General features: G+C 58.9%; 24 protein-coding genes and 1 pseudogene. 18 read left to right on the top strand and 7 right to left on the bottom strand.

Features of this window, described 5'->3' with window-relative positions; all coding sequences use genetic code 11:
• Positions 1-93: 93 nt before the first annotated feature.
• The 4 genes from AC5JQH_RS10835 to AC5JQH_RS10820 are packed head-to-tail and all read left to right on the top strand — an operon-like array spanning position 94 to position 4,150.
• Positions 94-1,578 carry a DUF4331 domain-containing protein gene (locus AC5JQH_RS10835; RefSeq protein WP_493805579.1) on the top strand — a complete coding sequence of 495 codons (1,485 nt, stop codon included), beginning with the start codon at positions 94-96 and terminating at the stop codon, positions 1,576-1,578.
• Positions 1,579-1,591: 13 nt separating this feature from the next.
• Entirely contained in the window at positions 1,592-1,828 is a 237-nt protein-coding gene (locus AC5JQH_RS10830; RefSeq protein WP_338354776.1) for a hypothetical protein, read from the top strand.
• Positions 1,785-3,023, top strand: coding sequence for a tetratricopeptide repeat protein (locus AC5JQH_RS10825; protein WP_493805578.1), 1,239 nt, complete (start codon positions 1,785-1,787; stop codon positions 3,021-3,023). Before AC5JQH_RS10830 ends, AC5JQH_RS10825 begins: the two co-directional genes overlap by 44 nt.
• Complete coding sequence (locus AC5JQH_RS10820; RefSeq protein WP_491713250.1) at positions 3,020-4,150, top strand: HupE/UreJ family protein; 1,131 nt, start codon at positions 3,020-3,022, stop codon at positions 4,148-4,150. Before AC5JQH_RS10825 ends, AC5JQH_RS10820 begins: the two co-directional genes overlap by 4 nt.
• Before the next feature lie 17 nt (positions 4,151-4,167).
• Here AC5JQH_RS10820 and AC5JQH_RS10815 read toward each other — a convergent pair whose 3' ends face one another.
• Together AC5JQH_RS10815 and AC5JQH_RS10810 are read right to left on the bottom strand one after the other, a co-directional pair.
• Positions 4,168-4,785 (bottom strand): hypothetical protein, encoded by a 618-nt coding sequence (locus AC5JQH_RS10815; RefSeq protein ID WP_493805577.1) that lies wholly within the window; start codon positions 4,783-4,785, stop codon positions 4,168-4,170.
• 130 nt (positions 4,786-4,915) lie between these two features.
• On the bottom strand, positions 4,916-6,403 hold the full coding sequence (locus AC5JQH_RS10810; protein WP_493805576.1) for an amidase: 1,488 nt from the start codon (positions 6,401-6,403) through the stop codon (positions 4,916-4,918).
• 52 nt (positions 6,404-6,455) lie between these two features.
• On the opposite strand from AC5JQH_RS10810, the gene AC5JQH_RS10805 reads away from it, so the two are divergent.
• Together AC5JQH_RS10805 and AC5JQH_RS10800 are read left to right on the top strand one after the other, a co-directional pair.
• On the top strand, positions 6,456-7,595 hold the full coding sequence (locus AC5JQH_RS10805) for a lysozyme family protein (RefSeq protein ID WP_493805575.1): 1,140 nt from the start codon (positions 6,456-6,458) through the stop codon (positions 7,593-7,595).
• Positions 7,574-8,344 (top strand): sulfite exporter TauE/SafE family protein, encoded by a 771-nt coding sequence (locus AC5JQH_RS10800; protein WP_493805574.1) that lies wholly within the window; start codon positions 7,574-7,576, stop codon positions 8,342-8,344. The genes AC5JQH_RS10805 and AC5JQH_RS10800 overlap by 22 nt, the downstream gene beginning before the upstream one ends.
• On the opposite strand, the gene AC5JQH_RS10795 is transcribed toward AC5JQH_RS10800, so the two are convergent.
• Both AC5JQH_RS10795 and AC5JQH_RS10790 read right to left on the bottom strand, forming a co-directional pair.
• Positions 8,327-9,190, bottom strand: coding sequence for a GGDEF domain-containing protein (locus AC5JQH_RS10795; protein ID WP_491713694.1), 864 nt, complete (start codon positions 9,188-9,190; stop codon positions 8,327-8,329). The two genes, AC5JQH_RS10800 and AC5JQH_RS10795, sit on opposite strands and share 18 nt — an antisense overlap.
• A 96-nt stretch (positions 9,191-9,286) precedes the next feature.
• Positions 9,287-9,409 (bottom strand): hypothetical protein, encoded by a 123-nt coding sequence (locus AC5JQH_RS10790; RefSeq protein ID WP_273086028.1) that lies wholly within the window; start codon positions 9,407-9,409, stop codon positions 9,287-9,289.
• A 184-nt stretch (positions 9,410-9,593) separates the two neighbouring features.
• Here AC5JQH_RS10790 and AC5JQH_RS10785 point away from each other — a divergent pair, with 184 nt between their 5' ends.
• From AC5JQH_RS10785 to AC5JQH_RS10740, 10 genes and pseudogenes are all read left to right on the top strand, one after another.
• Positions 9,594-10,382: a MotA/TolQ/ExbB proton channel family protein gene (locus tag AC5JQH_RS10785; RefSeq protein ID WP_273086026.1), complete on the top strand. Its 789-nt coding sequence runs from the start codon at positions 9,594-9,596 to the stop codon at positions 10,380-10,382.
• Positions 10,369-10,764 (top strand): biopolymer transporter ExbD, encoded by a 396-nt coding sequence (locus tag AC5JQH_RS10780; protein ID WP_273086024.1) that lies wholly within the window; start codon positions 10,369-10,371, stop codon positions 10,762-10,764. The genes AC5JQH_RS10785 and AC5JQH_RS10780 overlap by 14 nt, the downstream gene beginning before the upstream one ends.
• The gene (locus tag AC5JQH_RS10775) at positions 10,761-11,171 is read left to right on the top strand and encodes a biopolymer transporter ExbD (RefSeq protein WP_273086023.1); all 411 of its coding nucleotides are present in this window, start codon (positions 10,761-10,763) and stop codon (positions 11,169-11,171) included. The genes AC5JQH_RS10780 and AC5JQH_RS10775 overlap by 4 nt, the downstream gene beginning before the upstream one ends.
• On the top strand, positions 11,168-11,926 hold the full coding sequence (locus AC5JQH_RS10770; protein WP_493805573.1) for an energy transducer TonB: 759 nt from the start codon (positions 11,168-11,170) through the stop codon (positions 11,924-11,926). Before AC5JQH_RS10775 ends, AC5JQH_RS10770 begins: the two co-directional genes overlap by 4 nt.
• A gap of 81 nt (positions 11,927-12,007) precedes the next feature.
• On the top strand, positions 12,008-12,901 hold the full coding sequence (locus AC5JQH_RS10765) for a formate/nitrite transporter family protein (RefSeq protein ID WP_493805572.1): 894 nt from the start codon (positions 12,008-12,010) through the stop codon (positions 12,899-12,901).
• Positions 12,902-12,915: 14 nt separating this feature from the next.
• Positions 12,916-14,122: pseudogene (locus AC5JQH_RS10760) on the top strand (serine/threonine protein kinase).
• 214 nt (positions 14,123-14,336) lie between these two features.
• Positions 14,337-14,855 (top strand): Hcp family type VI secretion system effector, encoded by a 519-nt coding sequence (locus AC5JQH_RS10755; RefSeq protein WP_008176957.1) that lies wholly within the window; start codon positions 14,337-14,339, stop codon positions 14,853-14,855.
• A 53-nt stretch (positions 14,856-14,908) separates the two neighbouring features.
• Positions 14,909-15,256 (top strand): hypothetical protein, encoded by a 348-nt coding sequence (locus tag AC5JQH_RS10750; protein WP_139043689.1) that lies wholly within the window; start codon positions 14,909-14,911, stop codon positions 15,254-15,256.
• Between the two features lie 10 nt (positions 15,257-15,266).
• Positions 15,267-15,716 carry a hypothetical protein gene (locus AC5JQH_RS10745; protein ID WP_493805571.1) on the top strand — a complete coding sequence of 150 codons (450 nt, stop codon included), beginning with the start codon at positions 15,267-15,269 and terminating at the stop codon, positions 15,714-15,716.
• 103 nt (positions 15,717-15,819) lie between these two features.
• Positions 15,820-16,143, top strand: a complete 324-nt coding sequence (locus AC5JQH_RS10740; RefSeq protein ID WP_273084176.1) for a hypothetical protein — start codon at positions 15,820-15,822, stop codon at positions 16,141-16,143.
• A 119-nt stretch (positions 16,144-16,262) separates the two neighbouring features.
• Here the strand turns inward: AC5JQH_RS10740 and AC5JQH_RS10735 are convergent, their stop codons facing one another.
• Together AC5JQH_RS10735 and AC5JQH_RS10730 are read right to left on the bottom strand one after the other, a co-directional pair.
• Positions 16,263-17,168, bottom strand: coding sequence for a nucleotidyl transferase AbiEii/AbiGii toxin family protein (locus tag AC5JQH_RS10735; RefSeq protein ID WP_008176949.1), 906 nt, complete (start codon positions 17,166-17,168; stop codon positions 16,263-16,265).
• Positions 17,169-17,215: 47 nt separating this feature from the next.
• Positions 17,216-17,788, bottom strand: a complete 573-nt coding sequence (locus AC5JQH_RS10730; RefSeq protein WP_008176946.1) for a type IV toxin-antitoxin system AbiEi family antitoxin domain-containing protein — start codon at positions 17,786-17,788, stop codon at positions 17,216-17,218.
• A 299-nt stretch (positions 17,789-18,087) separates the two neighbouring features.
• On the opposite strand from AC5JQH_RS10730, the gene AC5JQH_RS10725 reads away from it, so the two are divergent.
• Positions 18,088-18,753, top strand: coding sequence for a hypothetical protein (locus tag AC5JQH_RS10725; RefSeq protein ID WP_053115514.1), 666 nt, complete (start codon positions 18,088-18,090; stop codon positions 18,751-18,753).
• Here AC5JQH_RS10725 and AC5JQH_RS10720 read toward each other — a convergent pair.
• Complete coding sequence (locus AC5JQH_RS10720) at positions 18,737-21,382, bottom strand: nitrate reductase (protein ID WP_493805570.1); 2,646 nt, start codon at positions 21,380-21,382, stop codon at positions 18,737-18,739. The two genes, AC5JQH_RS10725 and AC5JQH_RS10720, sit on opposite strands and share 17 nt — an antisense overlap.
• 501 nt (positions 21,383-21,883) lie before the next feature.
• On the opposite strand from AC5JQH_RS10720, the gene AC5JQH_RS10715 reads away from it, so the two are divergent.
• Positions 21,884-23,266 carry a CmpA/NrtA family ABC transporter substrate-binding protein gene (locus AC5JQH_RS10715; protein ID WP_493805569.1) on the top strand — a complete coding sequence of 461 codons (1,383 nt, stop codon included), beginning with the start codon at positions 21,884-21,886 and terminating at the stop codon, positions 23,264-23,266.
• Position 23,267 lies beyond the last annotated feature (1 nt).

Below are 23,267 nucleotides of genomic sequence, written 5' to 3'. Positions count from 1 at the left end.
CTACCAAGAAAGTTTTTTTGCAACAGCTGCAACTTTTGACGTCCACCACCCGTTCCTTCCCCCGACGCACCCAAACACAGAGAGGAAAACAACATGAAAACAATTCTGAAGCGGTCCAGCCTCGCTATCGCCGTGGCCGGAACCTGCCTCGCCACCGGCCTGGCCCAGGCTTCGAGCCACCGCGAAGCGCCCTTCATCACCGAAATCCCGAAAGTCGACGGCACCGACTTCTACATGTTTCGGAGCTACGAGTCCGGCAGAGCGGATTTCGTGACCCTTATTGCCAATTACCTGCCTCTGCAGGACGCCTATGGCGGTCCCAATTATTTCGATCTGGACGACGATGCCATCTATGAGATTCACGTCGACAACGACGGCGATGCCGTTGAGGATCTGACGTTCCGGTTCCAGCTGGAAGACAACCTGAACGATATTCAGTTGCCGGTCGGGCCAGATGGCGACCAGCGGATGGTGTCTGTGCCCCTTAAGAACATCGGCGACGCAAGTGACGCCGGCAACGTTCAGTTGCGACAAACCTACACGGTGGATGTTATTTCCGGCGATCGCCGCACGGGCGCCGTGCAGGCCGCCACCAACGTGAACACGGGCACTGAAACTTTCGATAAACCGGTGGACAACATCGGTGCAAAGTCCTTTGGTGATTACGCCGGCTACGCCAGCCAACACGTGTTTGATATCGCCATTCCCGGTTGCGCCACCAACGGCCGGGTATTTGTCGGCCAGCGCCAGGAGGCGTTTGCAGTAAACCTGGGTGAAATTTTCGACCTGGTAAACACCAACCCCCTGGGCGCCCGGGATGGAGAAGGCCCCGGCGATCTGGCCGACAAGAACGTAACCTCCTTTGCCCTGGATGTACCCACCGAGTGCCTGACTGGCACCGCCATGAACTCCAACGGCCAGCCGGTGATCGGTGCCTGGACAACAGCGAGCGTTCGTCAGGCACGCATCATCAACCCTGCCCCCAGCACCGAAAGCCGGGGCGCAACCGTTGAAGGCGGAGCCTACACCCAGGTTTCCCGCCTGGGCATGCCGCTGGTTAACGAGGTGGTTATCGGCCTCAAGGACAAAGACCGTTTCAACGCCAGCGAACCCAAGGATGATGGGCAGTTCGCCACCTATGTGACACACCCGACACTGCCGGAGCTTCTGGAAGTTTTGTTCCCCGTGACTGCACCGAACAACTTTCCGCGCAACGATCTTGTCACGGCATTCCTCACCGGCGTACCGGGAGTCAACATGCCTGAAGGCGTAACTGCCTCCGAAATGTTGCGACTGACGCCCGCCGTTGCCCCAACGCCGCTGGACAGTCAGAACGATCTTGGTGTTCTGGCGGGTGACAATGCTGGCTTCCCGAATGGCCGCCGGCCCTACGATGACACCGTCGACATCGCACTTCGAGTCGCCATGGGTGTACTGGCAGACCCTGCCGATGCGCCCGATGGCAGCCTCGAGTACACCGACGGCGTCCAGTTGGCAGCAGATCCTGCCAGCCTGCCTGCGGACTACGAGTCGTTCCCTTACCTGGCGACACCAATCGCCGGTTCACCCAACGAATAACCGGGAGATGGCTATGAAATTATTCACAAAGCTCACGGCGATCTGCGCAATGGCGCTCTTCATGGCCGGCTGCTTCGATGGGTCGAACAGCCGGGAGGAGGCGCCGGCTCCGACCGTCGATTTCACGGAGTTTGTTAAAACCCAATTCGCTCGGACAAGCGACGACGCCGAGCCGGCGAACGTTAACGGGATTGACCTGAGTTTCAATGACCAGACTAACCCGCAGGCCTACGATGACCTGCTTCAATAAAACTCCACGTGACCGGTTTTCCCGTTTTCCGGGGCCGGCTTTTACCTTGCCTGCCCTTCGGGGCAGGATTTTTTGGCTGGTCGCCGCTTTCGCGCCCTTTCAGGCGCAGGCAGCGCCTGATCCAATTATCACCAACTTCGGGGATGATCCGGTGCTGACCGAATTACCCAGCTCTGCTGCCGCGGTCTTACGGGAGACGGAATCGCCCGAGAAGGCCGGGGACCGGCTGCAAATGCTGATCACGCAGGGGAGAGCCAGTGGCGACCCGAGATACCTTGGGTACGCCCAGACACTGGTCAATCGCTGGCCGGAAGAACAGATGACTGACCGTCTGCGGGTCCTCCGGGCGACTTTGCACCAGAGCCTGCATCAATTCGATTCGGCACGCACCGATCTTGAACGGGTAATCTCCAGCTCTTCGGACAGGCAACAACGTATCCAGGCTCGCCTGACCCTGGCCAACCTTGAGCTGGTTCAAGGTCGTTACAAGGAGGCTGAGCGGCATTGCCAGGCACTTAAGTCGGCCTACCCCGGTTTGATAGCCCAGAGCTGCCTGGCTTCCGTGCAGGCCAGGACCGCCGACCCTGAAACAGCCTATCGGAATCTTGCGTCACAACTCGCCGACTCGATAAACCGCCAGCCTGCGGATTCCACCAGTCGACTCTGGACCGAGGGCACTCTCGGTGACATCGCGGCCCAGGCGGGATTGCCTGAGGCCAAAGTGCATTGGCAAAGAGTAGTGAAGGCAACACCGGACGACCTTTATGTCCGGGCCCAGCTCGCGGACTGGCATCTTGGGAAAGGCCATTTCGAGCAGGTTTTGACGCTTACCCGAGGGTTCGAGGCCGTTGACACACTCGCCGTAATTCGGGCCATCGCCATGGAGCGCGTGGGCCACCCCGGCAGTAGCGAACTGAACAGTCGTTTACGGCAACGGTTTGAAGAGGCCCGCTGGCGAGGTGCTTTATTGCATGCCAGGGATGTGGCCCGATTCGAGCTGGATATAGAAAACCAGCCGCAAGAGGCGCTGAGACTGGCCATTGAAAACTGGGAAAGTCAGAGGGAGCCGCTGGACGCACGACTGTTACTGAGATCGGCCCTCGCCGCAGACAACAAAGTCCAATACCAGCGTGTCAGGGACTGGCTCAAAGCGCAGGGGCAGAGCGATGCCCGCTATCCGGAGTTCAAACAATGACGGTCACACGAAGAATCTGGCTCGCTTTGCTTACGGTGCGGCTGTTAACAGCCAGTGGGATGGCTGCGGGCCACAAGGCAAGCGACAGTTTTCTTTACCTGGACAACGGCCCGACCGAGCTTCGAATCGATGTTGCACTACGTGACCTCGCGCTGCTGACGGGCATTGATAGCAACGGCAATCGTCAGATCTCGGGTCAGGAATTGCGACAGGCAAGACCCGAGATCACGCGAACCGTGGAATCTGCCCTGAGCTTTTCGAACAGCAGTGGCAACTGCGATCTGGCCGGCAGAAAATGGGGCATCAGCGAGCACAGTGACGGATTCTATTCCGCCGCCCGTTACGCTATCCAGTGCCCCGATGGTGAGCCGCCGAGAGCGCTTGAGTACAACCTGCTGTTTGAACAGGATGCACTGCATCGGGGCCTGGTGAGCCTTGACGATGATGGGCAGAAACGTCTGACCGTACTGGGGCCCGATTCCCGAACGCTGGATCTGACAGGAACGGACACCCCGGGCTATTTCGGTGTGTTTACCACCTTCGTTTACGAGGGCGTTATCCACCTACTTATCGGCCTGGACCACATCCTGTTTCTGCTGGTTCTGGTCATTCCGGCAACGCTGTCCACTGCCAAAAACCAGGCATCCAGCGGCCAGTCACGAGCCTTGCGGGGCCGTCTACTTGAACTGGCCGGCATTATCACGGCCTTTACCTTGGCGCACTCCATCACGCTGGCGCTGGCCGCCCTCGATATCGTTTCACTCCCCATCGCATGGGTGGAAACGGTTATCGCGCTTTCCATCGGCTTGGCAGCATTGAACGTGGCCTGGCCGATTCTCGGGCACAAAACCTGGAAGCTCGCGTTCGGATTCGGTCTGGTGCACGGTTTTGGCTTCGCCAGTGTTCTGGGCGATCTCACCAGTGGCGTATCCGGGTTGGCGGTGGCGCTGGCAGGTTTCAACCTCGGTGTGGAACTCGGTCAGCTGGCGCTGCTGGCGGTGGGATTCCCGGCACTGTATTACCTGGGTAAAAATCGGATGTATCAAAAGGGCGCCGTGCCAGTGATGCTGGCAGGCATAGGTGCTATCAGCCTGTTCTGGGTTGTCCAGCGCGCGCCCCTGTTCTGAGCGCGCACCGGATAACCTTAGTGCAGAGCCCGCATCTGACGCGGATAGAGCGCTGCGCTGACTTCCGGCTCTTCCAGCAGGTCGGCCAGTTCGCGATCCACGGTGGTCTCTTCACCTTCTTCCGGAAGCGGCTCGAACAGGGTGCTCAGCCAGGAGGCAACCGAAGGCGCTTCGTCCCGCGTGTAATCGGTGGACAGCGCCTTGATCCGGCGAAAGCCGATGATGCGCTGGTGTTTGGGATCCCGAATCTGTTCAAAACCCCGCCAGTAGACGTGATCCCTGGTGTGCAGTTGCACGAACAGGGTGTCGATGGGGCCGTCTGAATCGTCGGCACCCTCGGCTTCTTCCTCAATGGCTTCCGGGGCCGCTTCGGCTTCCACTTCGGGTTTCTTGTGACGGATGGTGGTCCAGGCCGGGTACAGCACGGCCACGGCATCCGCTTCAACATGCTCGCGGGCGGCGCGGAGGATCAACCCCCAGCGGGCCTTGTCGGCATCGGTTTCAAGGGAATTGATGGGCAAGTCATAGCTTTGTTCGCTGGACAGGACGATGGCCATCATGGGGGCGTCTAACTCCCCCATGGCCTCGGCCTGTGCTACTGATACCAGTTCGTCGATTGCCATCGGTTGGTTCATAATACGCTCGCCTCCTCGATGCCATCAGGATCTATCAGGAAGAAGGGGTCTTCCTGACTAACAGCATAGCCTGTTCCGGCTACAAAGATAAACGTGGAGTTTCCCCAGCCGGATCACAACCCCGGCTAACTCAAAACGCGTCCTCAAGTTTTTCATAGTTGCTGAACCACGGGTTAGCCTCCTCCAGTTGGCCCGCCAACTGAAGCAGGGTCGCTTCGGCGCCGTGGGGCCCGCCGAACTGGACACCCACCGGCAAACCTTCGGCAGTCCAGTGCATTGGCACAGACATGGCTGGCGTCCCGGTGAGGTTGGCCAACTGGGTAAAGGGTGTTCGCGCCAGGCTTTCCAGAGCCATCTGATCCACCTGTCCAGAGCGGTGCACCAGCTTACCGGCCTTGAACTTCAGCATCAGGCGGGCAGCAAATTTCAGATGGGCCGGCGTTTCCAGTTCTCCAATCGCTGCAGGTAACTGCCCGGTGGTGGGGCTGAGGTATAAATCGTAACTCCCGAAGAACGCGCCCAGCGCCCTGGCAAATTCGTTCCACTGCTGGCGGCGGCGGACATAATCGGAGAGCGGCATGGTCTCTCCAAGCATGCCGATCAGCCGGGTATCCAGCTCGAAATCGCTGTCGGTGGCGCCGAACTGCTCTTTCGCCTTCGCCATCAGCGCCGACACTTCGCCGAAATACAGGCCCAGATAGCAACGGGCCAGGGCCATGCCGTCAAACTCCGGCGCTGCGTATTCAACCTTGTGTCCGAGATTCTCAAGAACCCGTGCGGTTTCCTCGACGGCAGCAATGCACTCAGGGGCCACCTCAGTGCTGTAAGGCGAGGAGGTAAACACACCGATTCTGAGGCTGCCCGGAGACCGCTGCATCAGCTCTGCGTAGGCGGCAGACGGCGCAGGGATTTCGAACGGATCGCCTGGCGCCGGCCCGTTGAGCACATCCAGCATCGCCGCGCTGTCCCTGACCGTTCGGGTCACCACATGGTCGGTAGAGGCCCCGGTCCAGGCCTCGCCCATGAAGGGCCCTGAGGAAATGCGACCGCGGGACGGTTTCAGACCGAACAGACCATTGTAAGCCGCCGGAATGCGGATGGAGCCGCCGCCGTCGTTAGCGCCCGCCATGGGCACGATACCAGCCGCGACCGCCGCACCGGAGCCACCGCTGGACCCCCCCGGTGTAAGCTCTGTATTCCAGGGGTTACGGGTTGGCCCCCAGAGCTCGGACTCGGTCACCGCTTTCAGACCAAACTCCGGCGTGGCGGTTCGCCCCAGGAAAACCAGACCGCCGTCCCGGGCCCGTCGGACAAATTCCGAGTCCTGGGGCGCAATATTCTTTGTCATGCCGCGACTGCCATAGGTGCACGGATGCCCCGCCTGTTCCTGGGCGAGGTCCTTGAGCAACAGAGGAACGCCGGCAAAAACAGCCTGCTCGGGAAAGCGCTGCGCTGGCGCTTCGGAAAACTGCGGATAGCAGATCGCATTAAGCGCGCCGTTCACGCGGGTTGCCCGTTCCACGGCCGCCTCGCATACTTCCCTTGAAGTGACCTCGCCCCGACGGACAAGATCAGCAAGGGCAGTAGCATCGTAACGAAGGTATTCAGATTGCTTCATGGCAGGTTCCATTTGTTATTCTGTTCTGAGGAAAGTCACGGGGCTAACGTCTATGATCAGATTTCTCAAGAGCTTACGCCAGCTTGCCGTGATTTTCATCCTGGCAGCGCCGGTTGTGGTATCCGCCCAGGAGACCCAGACGGCAACCAGTGACGACAGCGACTGGACCCGCATTGTCCGCACATCGCCCTATTGGGTCAGCCAGGGGGTGTTTGAAAACATTCTCACCATCCGGCGCTGGGTGTTGAAGGAATCCGGCTATTGCGCCAGTGCTGATCGCCACGTTCTGTACGACATGCGTGGCCGGTTTCTGGCCTGGATCAGTGACGGTGACGACCGTGAAGCCACCCAGCGACTGCTGAACGCAACCCGAAAATCATTGTATGAGAATGGCAAGGTGGAAGACTGGGTTGCCGGAGAGACCGGCCAGACAGGCTACCCGTTCGCCCTTTCCTGCGACCAGCCCCATGTAAACGTTGATGAAGCCGTTGCCCGTTATCTTGGCACCCTGCCGGCAGACCGGATCTGGGGCGCCTGGGACGACCTCAACTTTGCCGACAGTAGTGCGCCGGAAAGCCTGCATGACGCGCTGATCTACGTATACGAACACCGCAGCAACCAGAACCGCCTGACCCTGCCCCAGGCCTTGCCCCGATATCTGGCCGGCCAGATCCTGATTGAAAGTGGAGCGCGGGCAAGAGCCCATTCCCGGGCCAACGCCAGGGGCATCCTGCAGCTGTCACCCGCCGCACTCTCTGACTGCGAGATTGCCCCCGACAATTTCTGGCACCGACTGGCACAGATCGACTGCGCCCTGCGCCTGATGAATCAGAATGCCCGCAATCTGGCACCGGTTTTCCAGCAACGGTTCGGCCATCTGCCGGATGCCAAAAGGGACCGCTTGTTCACCCTGCTGCTGGTTCAGGCGTATCATGGCGGCGCAGGACGGGTCCAGGCGCTGCTGGAGGATCCAGTGCTGGCACAGCCAGCGGAATATTTTGCCGCCAACCATGAACGCTTCACCGCCGGTGATATTGCCTTCGGCCTGATTTTTCACAACCTTGGGCGGGACCGGCTCGGCCTTGCCTCGCTCTACTATGTGGCCGACGTTCAACTGGCAACCGAGGCCCTGTGCCGCACGGCCAAACTGAAATCAACGGAATTCTGTGAATGGAAGTACTCAACCAACTGATACCCGAAAGCCTGAGCCTTCCAGTCGCCGTTTTCCTGCTTGCCAGCTCCACCATCACCTCGATGATCACCGCCAGCCTCGGCGCCGGTGGCGGCGTTCTGCTGCTGGTGTTGATGGCCAGCTGGATGCCGCCGGCAGCCATTATCCCGGTTCACGGCATGATCCAGTTGGGTTCCAATGTTGGCCGGGCGGCACTGACCTGGCGGCATGTGGACTGGCGGGTGATCGCAGCGTTTCTGCCCGGCGTGATTGCAGGGGCGGCGCTGGGGGCCTGGTTACTGGTGAATCTCCCGGCCCATATCTGGCAGCTGACCATCGCGCTTTTCGTTCTCTACCTGTGCTGGGGACCGGCGTTGCCCAAGGGTGCATTCGGCGCCGCCGGCGTGTTTCTGGCATCGGCACTGACCAGTTTTATCAGTCTGTTCGTGGGCGCCACCGGGCCGCTGGTTGCCGCATTCATCAAGCGGATTCACACCGACCGGTTCAAAACCGTGGCCACCTTTGCCACCGCCATGACGCTCCAGCATGCACCCAAGGCTCTGGTGTTCGGAGCGGCCGGGTTCATGTTCTTTGAGTGGCTGCCGTTCATCCTTGCCATGATTGGCTGTGGCTTTGCCGGCACCTGGCTGGGCCTCCATGTGCTTAGCTCCCTGAGCAACCGGAAGTTCACACTGATCTTCAATATCGTGCTGACCGCGCTTGCGATTCGCCTGCTATGGCAGGCCAGTCTCTCAGCCGGCTGGTGGTGAAGGAACCACAACAACCGTATTGCGACCCCGGGACTTGGCGATATAGCTACCCTCATCCGCCCGGGCCATAACCTCTCTGGGGCCGCTGTCCTGCGGTGTCAGTTCTGTCAGGCCAATACTCGTGGTTACACCGAATGAGCGGCCGTCATGTTCAATGCGAAGCGCCTCAACATCGGCGCGGATCCGCTCCGCCAGCGCCTGGGCCCTTTTTATGCCGCAGGCAGGCAGAATAATGCCGAACTCATCACCGCCCAGCCTGGCCACCGTATCGGACTGACGAACCGAGTCCTTGAACAGATCCGCCAGCCGTTTGAGCAGGTCGTCGCCAAGCAGGTGACCGCCTTCATCGTTTACCGGTTTGAAATAGTCGAGATCGATGAGCAACAGTACCGAACGGACTTCCTGGCGACCGGCCTCTCCCAGGCACCGGACCAGCGACGCATTGAACGCCCGACGATTCAGCAACTGGGTCAAGCTGTCGTGGGTCGCTTCCCAGGACAGCCGTTCCTCCTCCCGGTCCGCCTCGTGTATGCGGTTGGCCAGGTAATTGAAAGTGAGCTCTTCCGCCGGTCTGTCGACGATCGACTCAAAGGCCGGATTGGCGAATTCGATACGGCCCAGAATGTCGGTCTGGACGATACCGATAGGCGCACTTTGGGTGAGGGAGCGGAAAAACGCCTCTCTTTCGGCCAGAGATATCAGTACCTCGTCCCGCTCATCGGTCACCGTATTAAAGATCTCCGCGACCCGGCGGATTTCCTTGCCTCCGGAGACATCCACCGGATCGGAACGCATACCCAGATGGCGCTCACGAATCTGGATACCCAATGTTTTGAGAGGCGCCACCAATCACACCAATGAAACGCTGGCGGTGGTCGAAGATCGGTGCAGCCACCATTATGGCCGGCTTGTCCTGATAGTTGGAAATGTAGGGCTCGCTGATTACGGGCGTGAGCGTGGAGGAAATCCGGCGACGGTTACCAGCAGGGCTGTCAGGATGATCGCGACAACCACCAGAGCAACGGCCCGATTCGCCAGACTGCCCAACCATCGCTTGATCAGCATGGCATCCAGACTCCGCAGCGGGTTCGACAACCAGTAATGACCTAACCTCCGTTTTCACGCTTTTTTGTGGCTCTTATATCTGGCTTAAGTCTGACGGAGGGGGCCGAAGTCAGATTAAAGGCTTGCAAATTCAATGATAATCGTTATTATTTGGTTCCATTTTTACATTATGAGATCGCCTCTCATGACGGACCTCAATCTGCCCCTGAACACCGGCCCGCTCGCCCAACTTATTGATATGGGTGGCCCTGTGATGGTGGTGCTCGTAGCGCTGGCGATATTCGGCATCGTTACCTTCGTGTACCTGATGCTCCTCGGGACCCTCTATGCACCACGTTTGTCTGGCCGGCTTAAAAAAACCGTAATGAACTGGCAGAAGGATCCGGCGGCGGTGCGACCGTCCGACGTCCGTCATCAGGCAGGTCGCTGGGGACGAATGAATCCGCTGCAGCATCTGGTCACTGACACGATTGAGGCCATCCAGAACGGTCAGGACGACCGGCAGATCCGTGAAACCGCCGCCCGGGATGCGCAACATTCCCTGGAGCCCTTCGAGGCACCGTTGAAGATCATCGAAGTTATCGCAGCCCTGGCACCGCTTCTCGGCCTGCTGGGAACCGTACTGGGCATGATGGAGGCCTTCAGCGCCATGGCGGCTACCGAAGGCCGCGCCAACGCCACCCAGCTCAGTGGCGGTATTTACGAAGCCCTGACTACCACAGCCGCGGGTCTGGTAGTGGCCATACCGTTTGCTGCCCTGGCTGCCTGGATCGAGTTCCGACTGCGACGCATCCACAAGACCATCAACAGCACACTGGTTTCGATTCTGCATATCGTGCCGGAGCAGACTCTGGACGCCGTTGAAGCAGATTACCAATCGCCGGAAAGCCAGCGTAACGCCGAGACCGCCGTCGACGAGCCCGACCGTTATTCAACCGCCCGGGGTCAGCGATTCGCCCATGCAACTGGTTGAGCCGAGGCCAAACCGTCCGATTCCAATCAGGATCACGCCCCTGATCGATGTGGTCTTCATTCTGCTGGTGTTCTTTATGCTGACCACCCGGTTATTGCCCGTGGACTACCTGGAGTTGGCCAATAACACATCGAGCCGCAGCCCGGTCACCGGAGAGCCGCTGCCGGAACTGACGGTCACGGCAAACGGCGACGTAAGGTGGCAGGGCCAGACGTTCCCCCTGGAGCGGCTGGTCAGCGAACTGTCAGAAGCCGGTGTCACCGAAGTGAGTCTGTCGACAACAGGCGACGCCCCTCTTGGCGCTTTCACCACGGTTCTGAGCGGCTTGACTGACAGAGGTATCGATACCCACTGGAAGCGGACAAACGCAACGACACCATGAGCGATCTGGTTCCACCTCCGTTTACCTCCGGCAAAACCCTGATGGAACGCGTGGAAGATGCACTTCTGCCGTTGATCAACCTGGTGTTCCTGCTGCTGATGTTTTTCATCGTTGCCGGCCAGCTTGCCGATGACCCACTGCCAGAATTGCCCGCCACCCGGCAGGCAGAGGACCGGCAGTCGCCCCATGCGGACATGATTGTAAGCGCCGACGGAGAATGGAAAGTTGACGGTGAGCTGCTCAGTAAAGAATACCTGGTTGCCCGGCTGCCGGAGCCTGATGGCCAGCAGCCCCTGAAAATCGCCGCTGCCGAGAGCATCACCATGGCAGATCTGGAAACACTCTTCCGTTTGCTGGAAAAGGCCGGGTATCAGGATATTCTGCTGTTGACGGAGCCTGGCCAATGATGCCGCAAAAGCCGCCCTTCCGTTGGGCACTTCTGCTGCTCGCAACGGTAGTGACCTTTGTCGCCCTGGCGATCGCCTCTCCCGAAGAGACGGTGGAGCTCAACACCCTGGGCGAATCCGCGGTCAACACAGCGCCGGCCATCCGAATCAAGCTGGCTGGCGAACCCGCGCCGAAACCCGACGCTGCGCCAAAGCCAGAGCCAAAGCCTGAACCTGAACCTGAACCCGAACCTGAACCCGAACCTGAACCCGAGCCAGAACCTGAGCCCGAACCTGAGCCCGAACCTGAGCCAGAACCGGAACCTGAGCCAGAACCGGAACCCGAGCCGGTAACGGAACCAACGCCCGAGCCAGAGGTTGCCGAAGAGGTCATGGAAGCGGAAACACCGAGCGGTGATCCGGCAGAGACTGCAACTGAGGAGCAATCACAGGCAACCGTTCCACTGCAGAACGCTGGCGTTAAATCAGAAGTGGATAATTACCTGTCCAAACTCAGTCGCCATCTTGCCCGATATTATGAATATCCGCGCAGGGCGAGGCGCCTTGGCCAGGAGGGCACACCCGTGATTGTGTTCGAGTTTCAAAGGGACGGGTCCCTGGTGGCCCACAGCCTGAGAACCAGCTCCGGACATCAGCTTCTGGACGAGTCAGCGCTGGCCATGCTCGAACAGGCGGCGCCTCTGCCATCAGTGCCGGAAGCGATTGCAGGACAGAAATTCCGCTACGCCTTGCCCGTGCGGTTCAGCCTTCGCTGAGCCGCGGCCCCGCTGCGCCAGGTTGCAGCAGCGTTGAATGGTGACGCACCGATCGGGTGCGTGAGAGCGGAGGTCGCCTCTATGGTCGACGCCGGCGAATCCAAGATCTACATGTCTACCCGGGACACCCTGATCCGGGCTTTTATGGCCGGCGCCATTCTGGCGCTGGCTGCAGCGTTTGCCATCACTGTAGCGGTCGAGACCGGAGTCTTTCTGATCGGCGCTATCCTGTTCCCTATCGGGTTTTGCATGCTCTACCTGATGGGCTTTGACCTGCTAACCGAGGTGTTCATGCTCACGCCCCTGGCATTGCTCGATAAGCGCCCTGGCGTAACCCCGGCTGCCATACTGCGCAACCGGGGCTGGGTATTCCTTGGCAACCTGGGCGGCGCGCTGACCGTCGCCTTCATGATGGCCTTTATCTTCACCTATGGTTTCAATACCGATCCGGGAGCCGTTGGTGCGAAGATCGCCAGTGTTGGCGAAGCGCGTACGCTTGGCTACGCCGAGTTCGGGGCTGCCGGCTGGGCCACCATTTTCATTCGCGGCATGCTTTGCAACTGGATGGTATCCATGGGCGCGGTTGGCGCCATGATTTCCACAAGCGTCAGTGGCAAGGTACTGGCCATGTGGATGCCGATCATGCTGTTCTTCTTCATGGGCTTCGAGCACTCCATCGTGAACATGTTCCTGTTCCCGTCCGCCATTATCATGGGCGGCGAGTTCTTGGTGATGGACTACCTGTGGTGGAACGAGATTCCCACCGTGCTGGGCAACCTGGTGGGCGGCCTGGCCTTTACCGGCCTGACCCTCTACACCACCCATGCGCGCACCGCGTCCAAGCGCAAGATTGCAGCAGCCTACAGCGACGCTACCCTGGCCCGCTCCAACTACGCCGGGTCTTCCTGCAACTCCGGCTGCCGCACCCGCCGGAGTTGCTTTTTCCTTTATCAGGGAAACCCCAGCTCTCGATGACCTGATCCCTTTCCATTTCCGCCGGCCAGTACTCTGACGCCGGCGGAAAGCCCGTAAACCAGGACTTCCACGGGTTGTTGGTGCCGACGGGCCATCAGCTGCTTACCAAGGGCATCGCCGTAGCTATCGCCGACGGCATCAGCTCCAGCAATGTCAGTGAGATTGCCAGCGAGTCAGCCGTTGCGGGCTTTCTCAGCGACTACTTTTCCACCCCGGAAAGCTGGTCGGTGAAACAGTCCGCCCAGCGTGTGCTACGAGCTGGCCGGGTTACCGTTTGCGCCGGAACTGCAGCCGGGGCAGCGTCTTGATGGCTACCGGATTCTGAGACAGATTCATGCCAGTAGCCGTAGCCACGCCTACCTGGCCGTGGATGAGGAAACCGAAATCCGGGTAGTGCTGAAGATGCCCTCACTGGAACAGAGACACGATCCGGTCTACCTGGAACAGTTTTCCACCGAGCAGTGGATTGCCAGGCGAATCAGCAGCGCTCATGTCGCAAGACCGTTCCAGTCCAGCCAACGACCCAGCTTTCTCTACCAGGCCACAGAGTTCGTGGAAGGCTGTACCTTGCGGCAATGGATGCTGGACAACCCGGCTCCGACACTTGATACCGTGCGTGATCTCGTTGAGCAGATTGGTAAAGGCTTGAGGGCATTCCACCGGCTTGAAATGGTGCATCAGGACCTGAAGCCGGAAAACGTGCTGGTGGATCCCCATGGCACTGTCACGCTGATTGATTTCGGTGCCACCCGGGTCGCCGGCCTTGAGGACTCTGAGATCGGCGAACAGGCGGTTCCTCGGGGGGCCGCCCTTTACAGTGCCCCTGAGACCTTTCTCGGCGAGCCCGGCAGCTGGCTATCAGACCAGTTCTCCCTGGGCGTGATTACCTACCAGTTGCTCACCGGCCAGCTTCCCTATGGCGCGGAAGTACCGAAAATCCATAGCCGGAACCAGCTTCGCGGGCTGAACTACCGGCCCGCGAGACACTTACGTGAGAATCTTCCCGCCTGGGTCGACGATGCCATTGAAAAAGCGGCTCACCCTCAGGCCCACAGACGTTACCCGGCGCTCTCGGAATACCTGTACAAGCTGCGACACCCATCCGTCGACTGGCACAAGCGTCATCGGCCGCCGTTAATGGAGCGCAATCCCGTGGCCTTCTGGCAGGGTGTATCCGCGTTATTGCTCCTGGCGTTGCTGGCAGCCCTCGGCCTGGGCTGAAGCGGGTATTGCCCGAGCAAGTTTTTGCCCCACCAGCAATCCTTCGCCCGGCGTTCGGGCGCGCGGTTGCCTGGCCCGCCGGGGACATCTCCGAGAAAAAAGATAACCCACTGTTTTAAAAACTATTTCCTCTTCTGGCACAGGCTTTGTAATGAAAGTCCGCGTCCAGGGAACACCCGGGGACACTATTCATTCACAAGTCATGGAGCAGACTATGCCAACTCCTTGTTATATCAGCATCGAAGGCCAGACCCAGGGCAACATCACCGCCGGCGCATTCACGTCCGATTCTGTCGGTAACATCTACGTGGAAGGCCACGAAGACGAAGTGCTGGTGCAGGAATTCAGCCACGTTGTTACCGTACCGACCGATCCCCAGTCCGGTCAGCCATCCGGTCAGCGCGTGCACAAGCCGTTCAAGTTCACCTCCGCCCTGAACAAGGCCACCCCGCTGATGTACAACGCCCTCGCCTCCGGCGAGATGCTGCCCAAGGTCGAGCTGAAGTGGTACCGCACCTCCGTTGAGGGCAAGCAGGAGCACTTCTTCTCCACCATCCTCGAAGATGCGACCATTATCGACATCAACTGCAACATGCCCCACTGCCAGGACGCCGGCAACGCCGACTTCACCCAGCTGGTCACCGTTTCCCTGTCCTACCGCAAGGTAACCTGGGAGCACGCCGTTGCCGGTACTTCCGGTGCTGACGACTGGCGTTCGCCGATCGAGGCGTAATCACGCCAGAAGGGCCCCGCAGGGGTCCTTCTGCCTTTGCAGGGATGAAAAAAATGGATAGTCAATTGTCGGCCGAAGACATTGATAAAATCAGAGCCATCATGAAGGCGTTCTACGGCCATTCTGTTGCTTCAGGATTCACTGAAAGCAGCGTAACCGAAGAAACCGTGCGCGCTATCGCCCATATGCTCGTGGAAACCGTCGATTGTAGTAGATGGGTTGATGCTGTTCCTTCTCCACAGGACCTACTACGACCAACACGCAGGATCACAAAATGGGCTTTACGCCTGATTCGCGAGGCAGGGAAACCTTTTTTGCAGAACGAAGTGAAGGTAAGCTGGATTTGCCGAACTGTTCGTTCTGGCCAGTTCAGATCCTCTATCGAAACGACATTGAGATGAGACTCCCACCATGGCAAGGACAGCCCTAGCTTTATCATTTTTACTTCTTCTCTCCGGCTGCGCATCCCAATCTTCATTGGTCATTCAACCATACAGCGAACTAGCTATAGAAGTACCAGAAAAGATGTTCTCCTCTGTGAAGATGAGGGATGGCGAGCTTGTATTTTTGAGAAACAACCGGGTCGTAGGTTTTGTCAGATCGGAGGAGATTCCAAGTACAGTAAGCTCAAGTTCAGCGATTGACACCTCAACGACGCTTTTTGAGAGTGCCAATCAGGGTTCAAGTAAACCAATTTGGATGGAGCAAATTCCCGAAGCTCAGGTATTTGGAGTAGTTCAGGGGGACTTTAGAACCGTATTTATTGTACCGAACGGCCAAGCTCAATCGCTTATTACCTTCCAGGGCCCAGTTGAAAGCTCAACGTCATTGCGGATAAATGGCGCGAAGATTTCAGAATAATGCATAGCTACCACTCACCCGAGTCCCGAATTCAGCAGCCTTCCAGCAGCTTTACGTCGAAATACAACCGGTAATGAGAAGATTCATAATTTTAAGGATTGTTTTGGCCAGCCTGGTCTCAGGTTGTGCTGTAACTGACCAGGCATCCATTGAGTTTCGCACCTCCAACGATCTGACGTTCGAACTCAGTAAGAGTCGGTTTGATGCTATCGAAGTGCAGCCTTTCGAAACGCAACAATACTCTGGTAAGGTCAAAAAGTTGGATTTGGGTGGCAGCGCCTACGGCTTCTCGGTCACCGTCAAAGGCTACACCACTGCATTTATCGCGACCTCGGAACACCCTTCTTCATGGATTACCATTAGTACTCAGGATGACGTGTTCGGCGAAGTTCTATCTTCTTTGTCTGTCAGTAAAACACGCGAATGATCTATGCTGTCTATGTCAGGTTTTCCAGCTTTTCGGTATGACGGTCCAGCCCATTGGAGCCGTAAATATGCTGCAAGCGCTGCAAAAGTTCTTGCTTGATACTGTCTTCCGAAATAAGACTAGCCATAAGCCTGCCGACTCCATGGACCGGGTGGGCACCAAATTTCCTTGGGCGCGTCCACGTCTCTGCTCAGCATCAAAGGGCCGAGGAACTCAACCACCGCCTCTACTACCTCCGAAAAAGCCTCTGGCACATGTTCTTGGCCAAGGCGCTTACGGAAAGCCCGCCACTGTGGTTGCTTGCTGTCCATAAAAGCGGCAGAAAAGGGACTGGTTTCAGGGATTGCTGTCCCACGCTTTCGGAAGGTGCCCTCAACCGCCCCCTCGAGATTTTCCAACCGGAACTCGTGCTGACGCGAAAGCAGCCAGATATCGTAAAAGTCCTTCATCCGGCTGTTCAGTTCGCCAAGGTTGACCATCGCCTGGAACTTCTCAGCAATCGACGATTCCGGGGTGTAGCACTTAATCCGTGCAGTTGGAAAATCCAGCAAGCCCGGGAACTCCAGCCAGGATGGGAACGGAAATATGGGATCGCCAAAGCCAATGTCCAGTTGCATTGGAATCCTGGCGTTGTCGAGAAAACCGCTGAAGGTCACCCTTAGCCCCTGATAGTCTGCATCTTCGGTAATGGTCTCCGCCTTCAGGGTATCCGGATCAAATCGCAAGCCATCATCCGGCACCTCAGTCGCAATAATCTCGCCCACCTGGGCCAGAATAGCCTCTGGATCATTGCTGGTCTGGCCCGACATATCGATATCCCGTGTCGGTCTGCTGTTCGGCCCCTGCATTGCCCAGAACATCAGCGCACCTTTGAGGGTAAAGCAGCGGTTATGGGGCGACTGACTCAACCGGTAAAGAAACCGCTCCATGGCGTAATACTGCAGCAGTTCATCAAAGCGACGCTTTTCTTCCCGGGACTTATTCAGCAATCTCTGCCGAACGGACGCAGCAGTGTTTTGTGCCACCGTGATCTCCTTTCACTCTTTTTATTCCATCGCCAGGATGATTCTGTTCACAGCTTGGCTTCCAAGTAGGGTGCCATGACATTGGCGACCCTGCAGATTCTGGCATATTCCATCAGTTTTCCTGGACGGAAGTTTTTGCGGGTGCGGTATAGATCCAACGCCTCCAGAACCACATCCATGCCGATTCGATTCCGGAACTTGAAACAGTCGGCCAGGGTTTTCTCCGGGTTGTAGACGTTCAGGGTGATGGCATCCACGTCAACCTGTTCAATGCCTTCACTAAAGGCCCGCCCGGAGAACCGGTACCCGGCTACCGGCGGATAATCCAGCACCGGCAAACGGGCATCCCGCTCCACCGCCAGATGCACCTGATGGGGAATCTGTGTAGTAATGTCGTGCCAGGCCAGCGCGGAAATCAGGCAAAGCACCGCATTGGGAAAACGGGTAGCGGCAGCCACCAGATCCGGGTTCTCTATTGAGGGCAGGTCCGCCAGCCGGTAAATGCCACGGCTGACCGGCTCAATCAGCCCCTCGTCCCGAAGCTGATAGAACTGGTACCGGCTAAAGCCCCGAGCCAGCGCTTCTGTCAGGCGGAGCTGACCGCCGCGTTGACGGAACATGGTTTGGAGTTTTGCCCTGGAAGATCGGGCGGAGTCGGAGCCAGACAAATCGTCACCACTTATTTATATATGGTGACAGTTTGTCTGAATGGCATAGGTCATTCAAGTGTCGGCTTTGCTGGACCTTTCCCAAGGTCGATAATCAGTACCACCGCATAATATTGCCGAGCCAGACCATAGCAAACCGTAAATTCGAACGTTAAGCTTGTTTGGTATTACGCATCCGTGAAGTAGCCAGGTACCCAAGTTTGCAGAAAACGCCCCTACCAACCCAGACCGCCATCAGCCTTGGCGAACTCATGTGCGCCGTCACCCGGGACTGGCTCTGGCAACCGGCGGAGCAATGGGTCCGGGAACGCAATCCGGGCAGCGTCCTGCATTGCCGGGTTGGGTCCGGCCAGGCCACCTATCACCGTTACGATTCTCGAGACCGGCAACACCTGATCACCTACGGTGCCCGCATGATTGCCGCCAAGCACCAGCCGGAGACGGCGAGCGGCTGGCTGTCAGGCCGAGAGATCCGGAAACGGGGGTACTTTGGCGGGGAACTGAGCACTCTGAATCTGTTGGCACACACCTGCTGCCACGAGTTTGCCCATCTCCTGCAGCAAAGTGCCGGCCAGCGATATCGGGGCTCTGTGCACAACCGCCATTTCTATACCATTCTGGATGAGTTGCACGAGAACGGGGCGGCGCAAGCGACCCGTAAGGCCCTGGCAGATGAGGCGAGGGAACAGGGTCTGGCGCTACCGGATACGCCCTTCGAGCCTGTGGACACAAGGCAACAGATGGCCCACTGGCAGGTGGGCGATACCGTGCGTTTTGGTGCCGGCCGGCGGGAACTGCACGGGCAGATCATTCGGGTCAATCGAAAGACCTGCACCGTGGACGGCATCGGGCACTCGAAAGGGGTGCGATACAGAGTGCCTGTGCAGATGCTAAGCCCGCTTACACCACCTCGGTAGAGGCAACCAGGAGGCTCCGTATCTCCGGCACACAGGACCCACAGTTGGTGCCACACTTGAGCTCACGGCCGAGGGCATCGACGCTGTTGGCACCCCGCCCAATTGCCTGCTGAATCTGTCGGTCCCCAACCTGGAAGCAGCTGCAAACCAGGTTGCCAGCATCATCCCCATCGACGGCCTTTGCCGCCAGCAGGCCGCGCCGGCTCGCCTCGTCGAGCTCTGGCTGACTAAAGCAGCTGACCAGCCAGTCCACGGATGGCAAGGCAGCCGCGTCACGATCCACCATGAGTACCGCCTCCAACTGACCATTGCGCAACCGCGCCGCCCGGAAGCGGCCTTCGCGGACATCTTCCATCACCAGCTGCGGCTGGCCGCCGAGCCAGTCTGGCACAGCACTTTTCCAATCCATTTTGCACTGCCCCGCCACGATCCAGCTATCGCAATCGGGCAGAACCTGTTGGGCCCAGTAGTCTGCCTTCCAGCGTTTTGGACGATCCCGTCGCACCAGCAAACGTCCATACCAACGGGCAGGCCAGTGGGTGAGGGTAGCACGACCGTGCTTGGCTTCCGGTTGCCCGGATATCGGGTCTACCAGGCTGTCAGTAAGCGCTGTAGCCAGACCCTGCCCGGTGAACTGATCGTTCCAGTGGATCGGCACAAACACCTCACCACGCCGCTGCTCCGGCGCACTGCGCGCCCGGCCGACAAAGTGCCCATGGGCACTCTTCAGTGTTGCCAATGCCCCCGGGGTGAGGGAAAGCGCCCGGATATCCTCGGGATGCACCTCAATGAACGGCTCGGGGCGATGGGCCAGCAACCGGCTGGACCGGGCTGTCCGGGTCATGGTGTGCCACTGGTCCCGGATACGGCCCGTATTCACGATCAACGGAAACGCTTCATTCGGATTCCTGGCCGGTAATCGAGAGGCAATCGGTATCAGGCGGGCGCGCCCGTTGGCGGTCGCAAACCGACCGTCAGTGAACAGTCGCCTGGAATCAGACGCCGCCACGGTAACCGGCCATTGGACAGGCTCAAGCAACTCGTATTGTTCATTGCTCAACTCCGCCAGCCCGGAAATATCGAAGAAACGCTGACCGGCGTTCTCGAACCCCGACAACCGGGCATGTTCCCGGAAAATGTCCGCGGGCTTCTCATAGTCAAAACCCGCCTGGTGTCCCAGGGCGCGGGCCACCGCACTGACGATCCACCAGTCCGGCCGGGCCTCTCCGGGCAATGGCAGAAAGCGCCGCTGACGGGAAATACAGCGTTCGGAATTGGTAACCGTGCCGTCTTTCTCACCCCAACCTGCCGCCGGCAACAGGATGTCCGCATGGCGAGCGGTGTCTGTGTCCCTGACACAATCAGACACAATGACAGTCGGGCACAGGTCCAGAGCCCGCCGGATACGATGGGTCTCCGGCAAACTGACCGCAGGGTTGGTGGCCATGATCCACAACACCTTGATGTCACCCCGCTCAACCGCATCGAACAGGTCGACGGCTTTCATTCCCGGTCCATCCGCGACCGCCTCGGTCTCCCAGAACCGGGCCACGCGGGCCCGGGCATCCGGTCTGTCGTAATCCATATGAGCGGCAAGGGTATTGGCCAGCCCACCCACTTCCCGGCCACCCATGGCATTGGGTTGGCCGGTCAGGGAAAAGGGGCTGGCGCCGGGTTTGCCCACCCGGCCTGTGGCCAGATGGCAGTTGATGATGGCGTTGCCCTTATCGGTGCCGGCCGAAGACTGATTGATGCCCTGGGAGAACGCCGTCACCGTGCGCTGCTCTTCTGCGAACCATCGGTAAAAGGTAATGACATCTTCTACCGGCAGCTCACAGATCCTGGACACCGCTTCGGGAGAGGGTGCCGCGGATCTGGCAGCGCTGAGGCTGGCGTCGAAACCCTCGCAATGCTCCGCCAGATAGCCATTATCAACAGCCTGCTGGTCGGCCAGCCAGACCAGTAAGCCATTGAACAGCACCGTATCGGTCCCGGGACGAATGGCCAGATGCAGATCCGCCAGATCGCTGGTCGCGGTTTTACGGGGATCAATCACCACCACCCGGCGGCCGGGTCGCGCCGAAGCCTGCATTCTCTGATACAGCACCGGATGCGCCCAGGCGGCATTGCTGCCCGCCAGCACCAACAGGTTCGCCAGTTCCAGGTCTTCATAACAGCCGGGAACCAGATCCCCGCCAAAGGCCCTTTTATGGGCAGCGACGGCGGACGACATGCACAGGCGGGAATTGGTATCCACGTTGGGTGTGCGGATAAACCCCTTGGCCAGTTTGTTGGCCACGTAATAATCTTCCGTCAATAACTGACCGGAGAGATAGAAGGCCACAGACCCGGGCCCATGAAGCGCCACTGATTCACGAATCTGTCGGGCCACTTCCGCCACTGCCTGCGGCCAGGCACTTTCACGACCGTGAACAACAGGCCGCAACAGTCGTCCATCAGGAGTCAGCGTTTCGTGTAAGGCAGAGCCCTTCACGCAAAGGCGCCCCAGATTCGCCGGATGTGTCTCATCCCCGCGGGTCGCAGATGGCGTTGCGCTCACTCCACAACCCACACCGCAATACGGGCAGGTGGTTTGAACCGTCGCCGGTTTTTTGTTGGTACCGGTCACAGCACCTCCTCGGGTTTCATAAAAAAAGCCCGCCAATCCGGATGCCTTGGAGGCGCATCAGGGGCGGGCTTCGTTGCCAGTGGAATCAGGTTGTCTTGAACAGTCGCATAACCGGTTGCAATAACAGGGCCATTCCGATCGAGAGCGGCTCCGGGGTCTGCCAGGCACCGACTATGGCGGCCCTCGAGGATTTCAGCCCCGCATCAATGCGCCAAGGTTCCGGGCCAACCACCAAATCCGGTATCAAAGTGGTGCAAACCTGCCCTACCACGCACTAAAACCAGACGAATACCCGCTCACCATACCTGCCGCCTCCTCGAAGAACTCTCCTAACTCGTTGTTTTATTTAGACCAGCCGATATGGCACGGGCCATGCAAGACTAAAAACAGAGACGCGCGTTACGACTCAACAGAAAACTGATCCCCAGGCACAGGCGCCTGCTTTCCGGCAACGGAGAGCGGGCGTTTTTGCGTTTGGGCCACACAGAATGAGGTATATCCATGTACACGCTCACACGAAGAACCGCCCGCTGGCTCACTCGAATTCTGCTAACAGCCACCTTCTGGACAGTCAGCACGGGGACTCACGCGGAAATTGGTCCGGCCGAGAAGCCGGACCTCAAGCTCGGCTTTATCAAGCTGACCGATATGGCGCCCCTGGCGATTGCCTGGGAACAGGGCTTCTTTATGGACGAAGGCCTTTTCGTGGAACTTGAAGCGCAGGCGAACTGGAAGGTGCTGCTGGACCGGGTCATCACCGGAGAACTGGATGGCGCCCATATGCTCGCTGGCCAGCCTCTTGGCGCCTCCATCGGCTACGGCACCCGGGCCGATATCATCACGGCCTTCAGCATGGACCTGAACGGCAATGGCATTACGGTTTCAAACGATGTCTGGGACACCATGAGCCAGCACATCCCCGACAATGCCGACGGCAGGCCCGAACATCCCATTAGCGCCAGCGCGCTGCGGCCGGTCGTGGAAGCAGCCCGGGATCGGGGCGAACGGTTCCGGATGGGCATGGTGTTTCCCGTGTCCACCCATAATTACGAGCTTCGCTACTGGCTGGCGGCCGGTGGCCTGAATCCCGGCTACTACGCGCCCCAGCGCGGCGACACCAGCGGCACCCTGGAAGCCGACGTGCATCTGTCCGTAACTCCGCCGCCGCAGATGCCCGCCACCATGGAGGCGGGCACCATCCAGGGCTACTGCGTGGGTGAGCCGTGGAATCAGCAAGCGGTTTTCATGGGCATCGGCGTGCCGGTGATCACCGATTACGAAATCTGGCCGAATAACCCGGAAAAGGTCTTTGGGGTTACCCGGCAGTGGGCCGAAGACTATCCCAACACCCACCTGCGACTTTTGCGCGCCATGATTCGGGCCGCCCACTGGCTGGATGAGAACAACAACGCCAACCGGGACGAGGCCGTAAAAATCCTGGCCCGGCCCAGCTACGTGGGTGCCGATAAGGCGGTGATCGCCAACTCCATGACCGGCACCTTCGAGTATGAAAAAGGCGACATTCGCGAGGTTCCGGACTTCAATGTCTTCTTCCGGTATCACGCCACCTACCCCTATCCGTCTGATGCCATCTGGTATCTCACCCAGATGCGCCGGTGGGGCCAGATCCCCGAGGCCAAGCCGGACGACTGGTACATGGAAACCGCAGCCAGGGTTTACCGGGCCGACATCTACGAGCAGGCAGCTCGTTCACTGATTGCCGACGGCACCCTGAAGGCCTCGGATTTTCCGGACTTCGATGCCGAGAACTTTCAGCGCCCGCAACAGGGGGAGCTGATTGACGGTATCGGCTTCACCCCCCGAACACCCAACGCCTATATCGACAGTTTCGACATCGGCCTGAAAGGTACGCAAACCCCGTAAC

The organism is Marinobacter sp. H13 (genome assembly GCF_059072335.1).
This window is presented reverse-complemented; position numbering and strand designations above follow the sequence as displayed.

Excerpts from the sequence above, each read along its gene's own strand:
- AC5JQH_RS10835 (WP_493805579.1), top strand. The coding sequence starts at position 94 with ATGAAAACAATTCTGAAGCGGTCCAGCCTCGCTATCGCCGTGGCCGGA.
- AC5JQH_RS10830 (WP_338354776.1), top strand. The coding sequence starts at position 1,592 with ATGAAATTATTCACAAAGCTCACGGCGATCTGCGCAATGGCGCTCTTC.
- AC5JQH_RS10825 (WP_493805578.1), top strand. The coding sequence starts at position 1,785 with ATGACCAGACTAACCCGCAGGCCTACGATGACCTGCTTCAATAAAACT.
- AC5JQH_RS10820 (WP_491713250.1), top strand. The coding sequence starts at position 3,020 with ATGACGGTCACACGAAGAATCTGGCTCGCTTTGCTTACGGTGCGGCTG.
- AC5JQH_RS10815 (WP_493805577.1), bottom strand. The coding sequence starts at position 4,785 with ATGAACCAACCGATGGCAATCGACGAACTGGTATCAGTAGCACAGGCC.
- AC5JQH_RS10810 (WP_493805576.1), bottom strand. The coding sequence starts at position 6,403 with ATGAAGCAATCTGAATACCTTCGTTACGATGCTACTGCCCTTGCTGAT.
- AC5JQH_RS10805 (WP_493805575.1), top strand. The coding sequence starts at position 6,456 with ATGATCAGATTTCTCAAGAGCTTACGCCAGCTTGCCGTGATTTTCATC.
- AC5JQH_RS10800 (WP_493805574.1), top strand. The coding sequence starts at position 7,574 with ATGGAAGTACTCAACCAACTGATACCCGAAAGCCTGAGCCTTCCAGTC.
- AC5JQH_RS10790 (WP_273086028.1), bottom strand. The coding sequence starts at position 9,409 with ATGCTGATCAAGCGATGGTTGGGCAGTCTGGCGAATCGGGCCGTTGCT.
- AC5JQH_RS10785 (WP_273086026.1), top strand. The coding sequence starts at position 9,594 with ATGACGGACCTCAATCTGCCCCTGAACACCGGCCCGCTCGCCCAACTT.
- AC5JQH_RS10780 (WP_273086024.1), top strand. The coding sequence starts at position 10,369 with ATGCAACTGGTTGAGCCGAGGCCAAACCGTCCGATTCCAATCAGGATC.
- AC5JQH_RS10775 (WP_273086023.1), top strand. The coding sequence starts at position 10,761 with ATGAGCGATCTGGTTCCACCTCCGTTTACCTCCGGCAAAACCCTGATG.
- AC5JQH_RS10770 (WP_493805573.1), top strand. The coding sequence starts at position 11,168 with ATGATGCCGCAAAAGCCGCCCTTCCGTTGGGCACTTCTGCTGCTCGCA.
- AC5JQH_RS10765 (WP_493805572.1), top strand. The coding sequence starts at position 12,008 with ATGGTCGACGCCGGCGAATCCAAGATCTACATGTCTACCCGGGACACC.
- AC5JQH_RS10755 (WP_008176957.1), top strand. The coding sequence starts at position 14,337 with ATGCCAACTCCTTGTTATATCAGCATCGAAGGCCAGACCCAGGGCAAC.
- AC5JQH_RS10750 (WP_139043689.1), top strand. The coding sequence starts at position 14,909 with ATGGATAGTCAATTGTCGGCCGAAGACATTGATAAAATCAGAGCCATC.
- AC5JQH_RS10745 (WP_493805571.1), top strand. The coding sequence starts at position 15,267 with ATGGCAAGGACAGCCCTAGCTTTATCATTTTTACTTCTTCTCTCCGGC.
- AC5JQH_RS10730 (WP_008176946.1), bottom strand. The coding sequence starts at position 17,788 with ATGTTCCGTCAACGCGGCGGTCAGCTCCGCCTGACAGAAGCGCTGGCT.
- AC5JQH_RS10725 (WP_053115514.1), top strand. The coding sequence starts at position 18,088 with ATGTGCGCCGTCACCCGGGACTGGCTCTGGCAACCGGCGGAGCAATGG.
- AC5JQH_RS10715 (WP_493805569.1), top strand. The coding sequence starts at position 21,884 with ATGTACACGCTCACACGAAGAACCGCCCGCTGGCTCACTCGAATTCTG.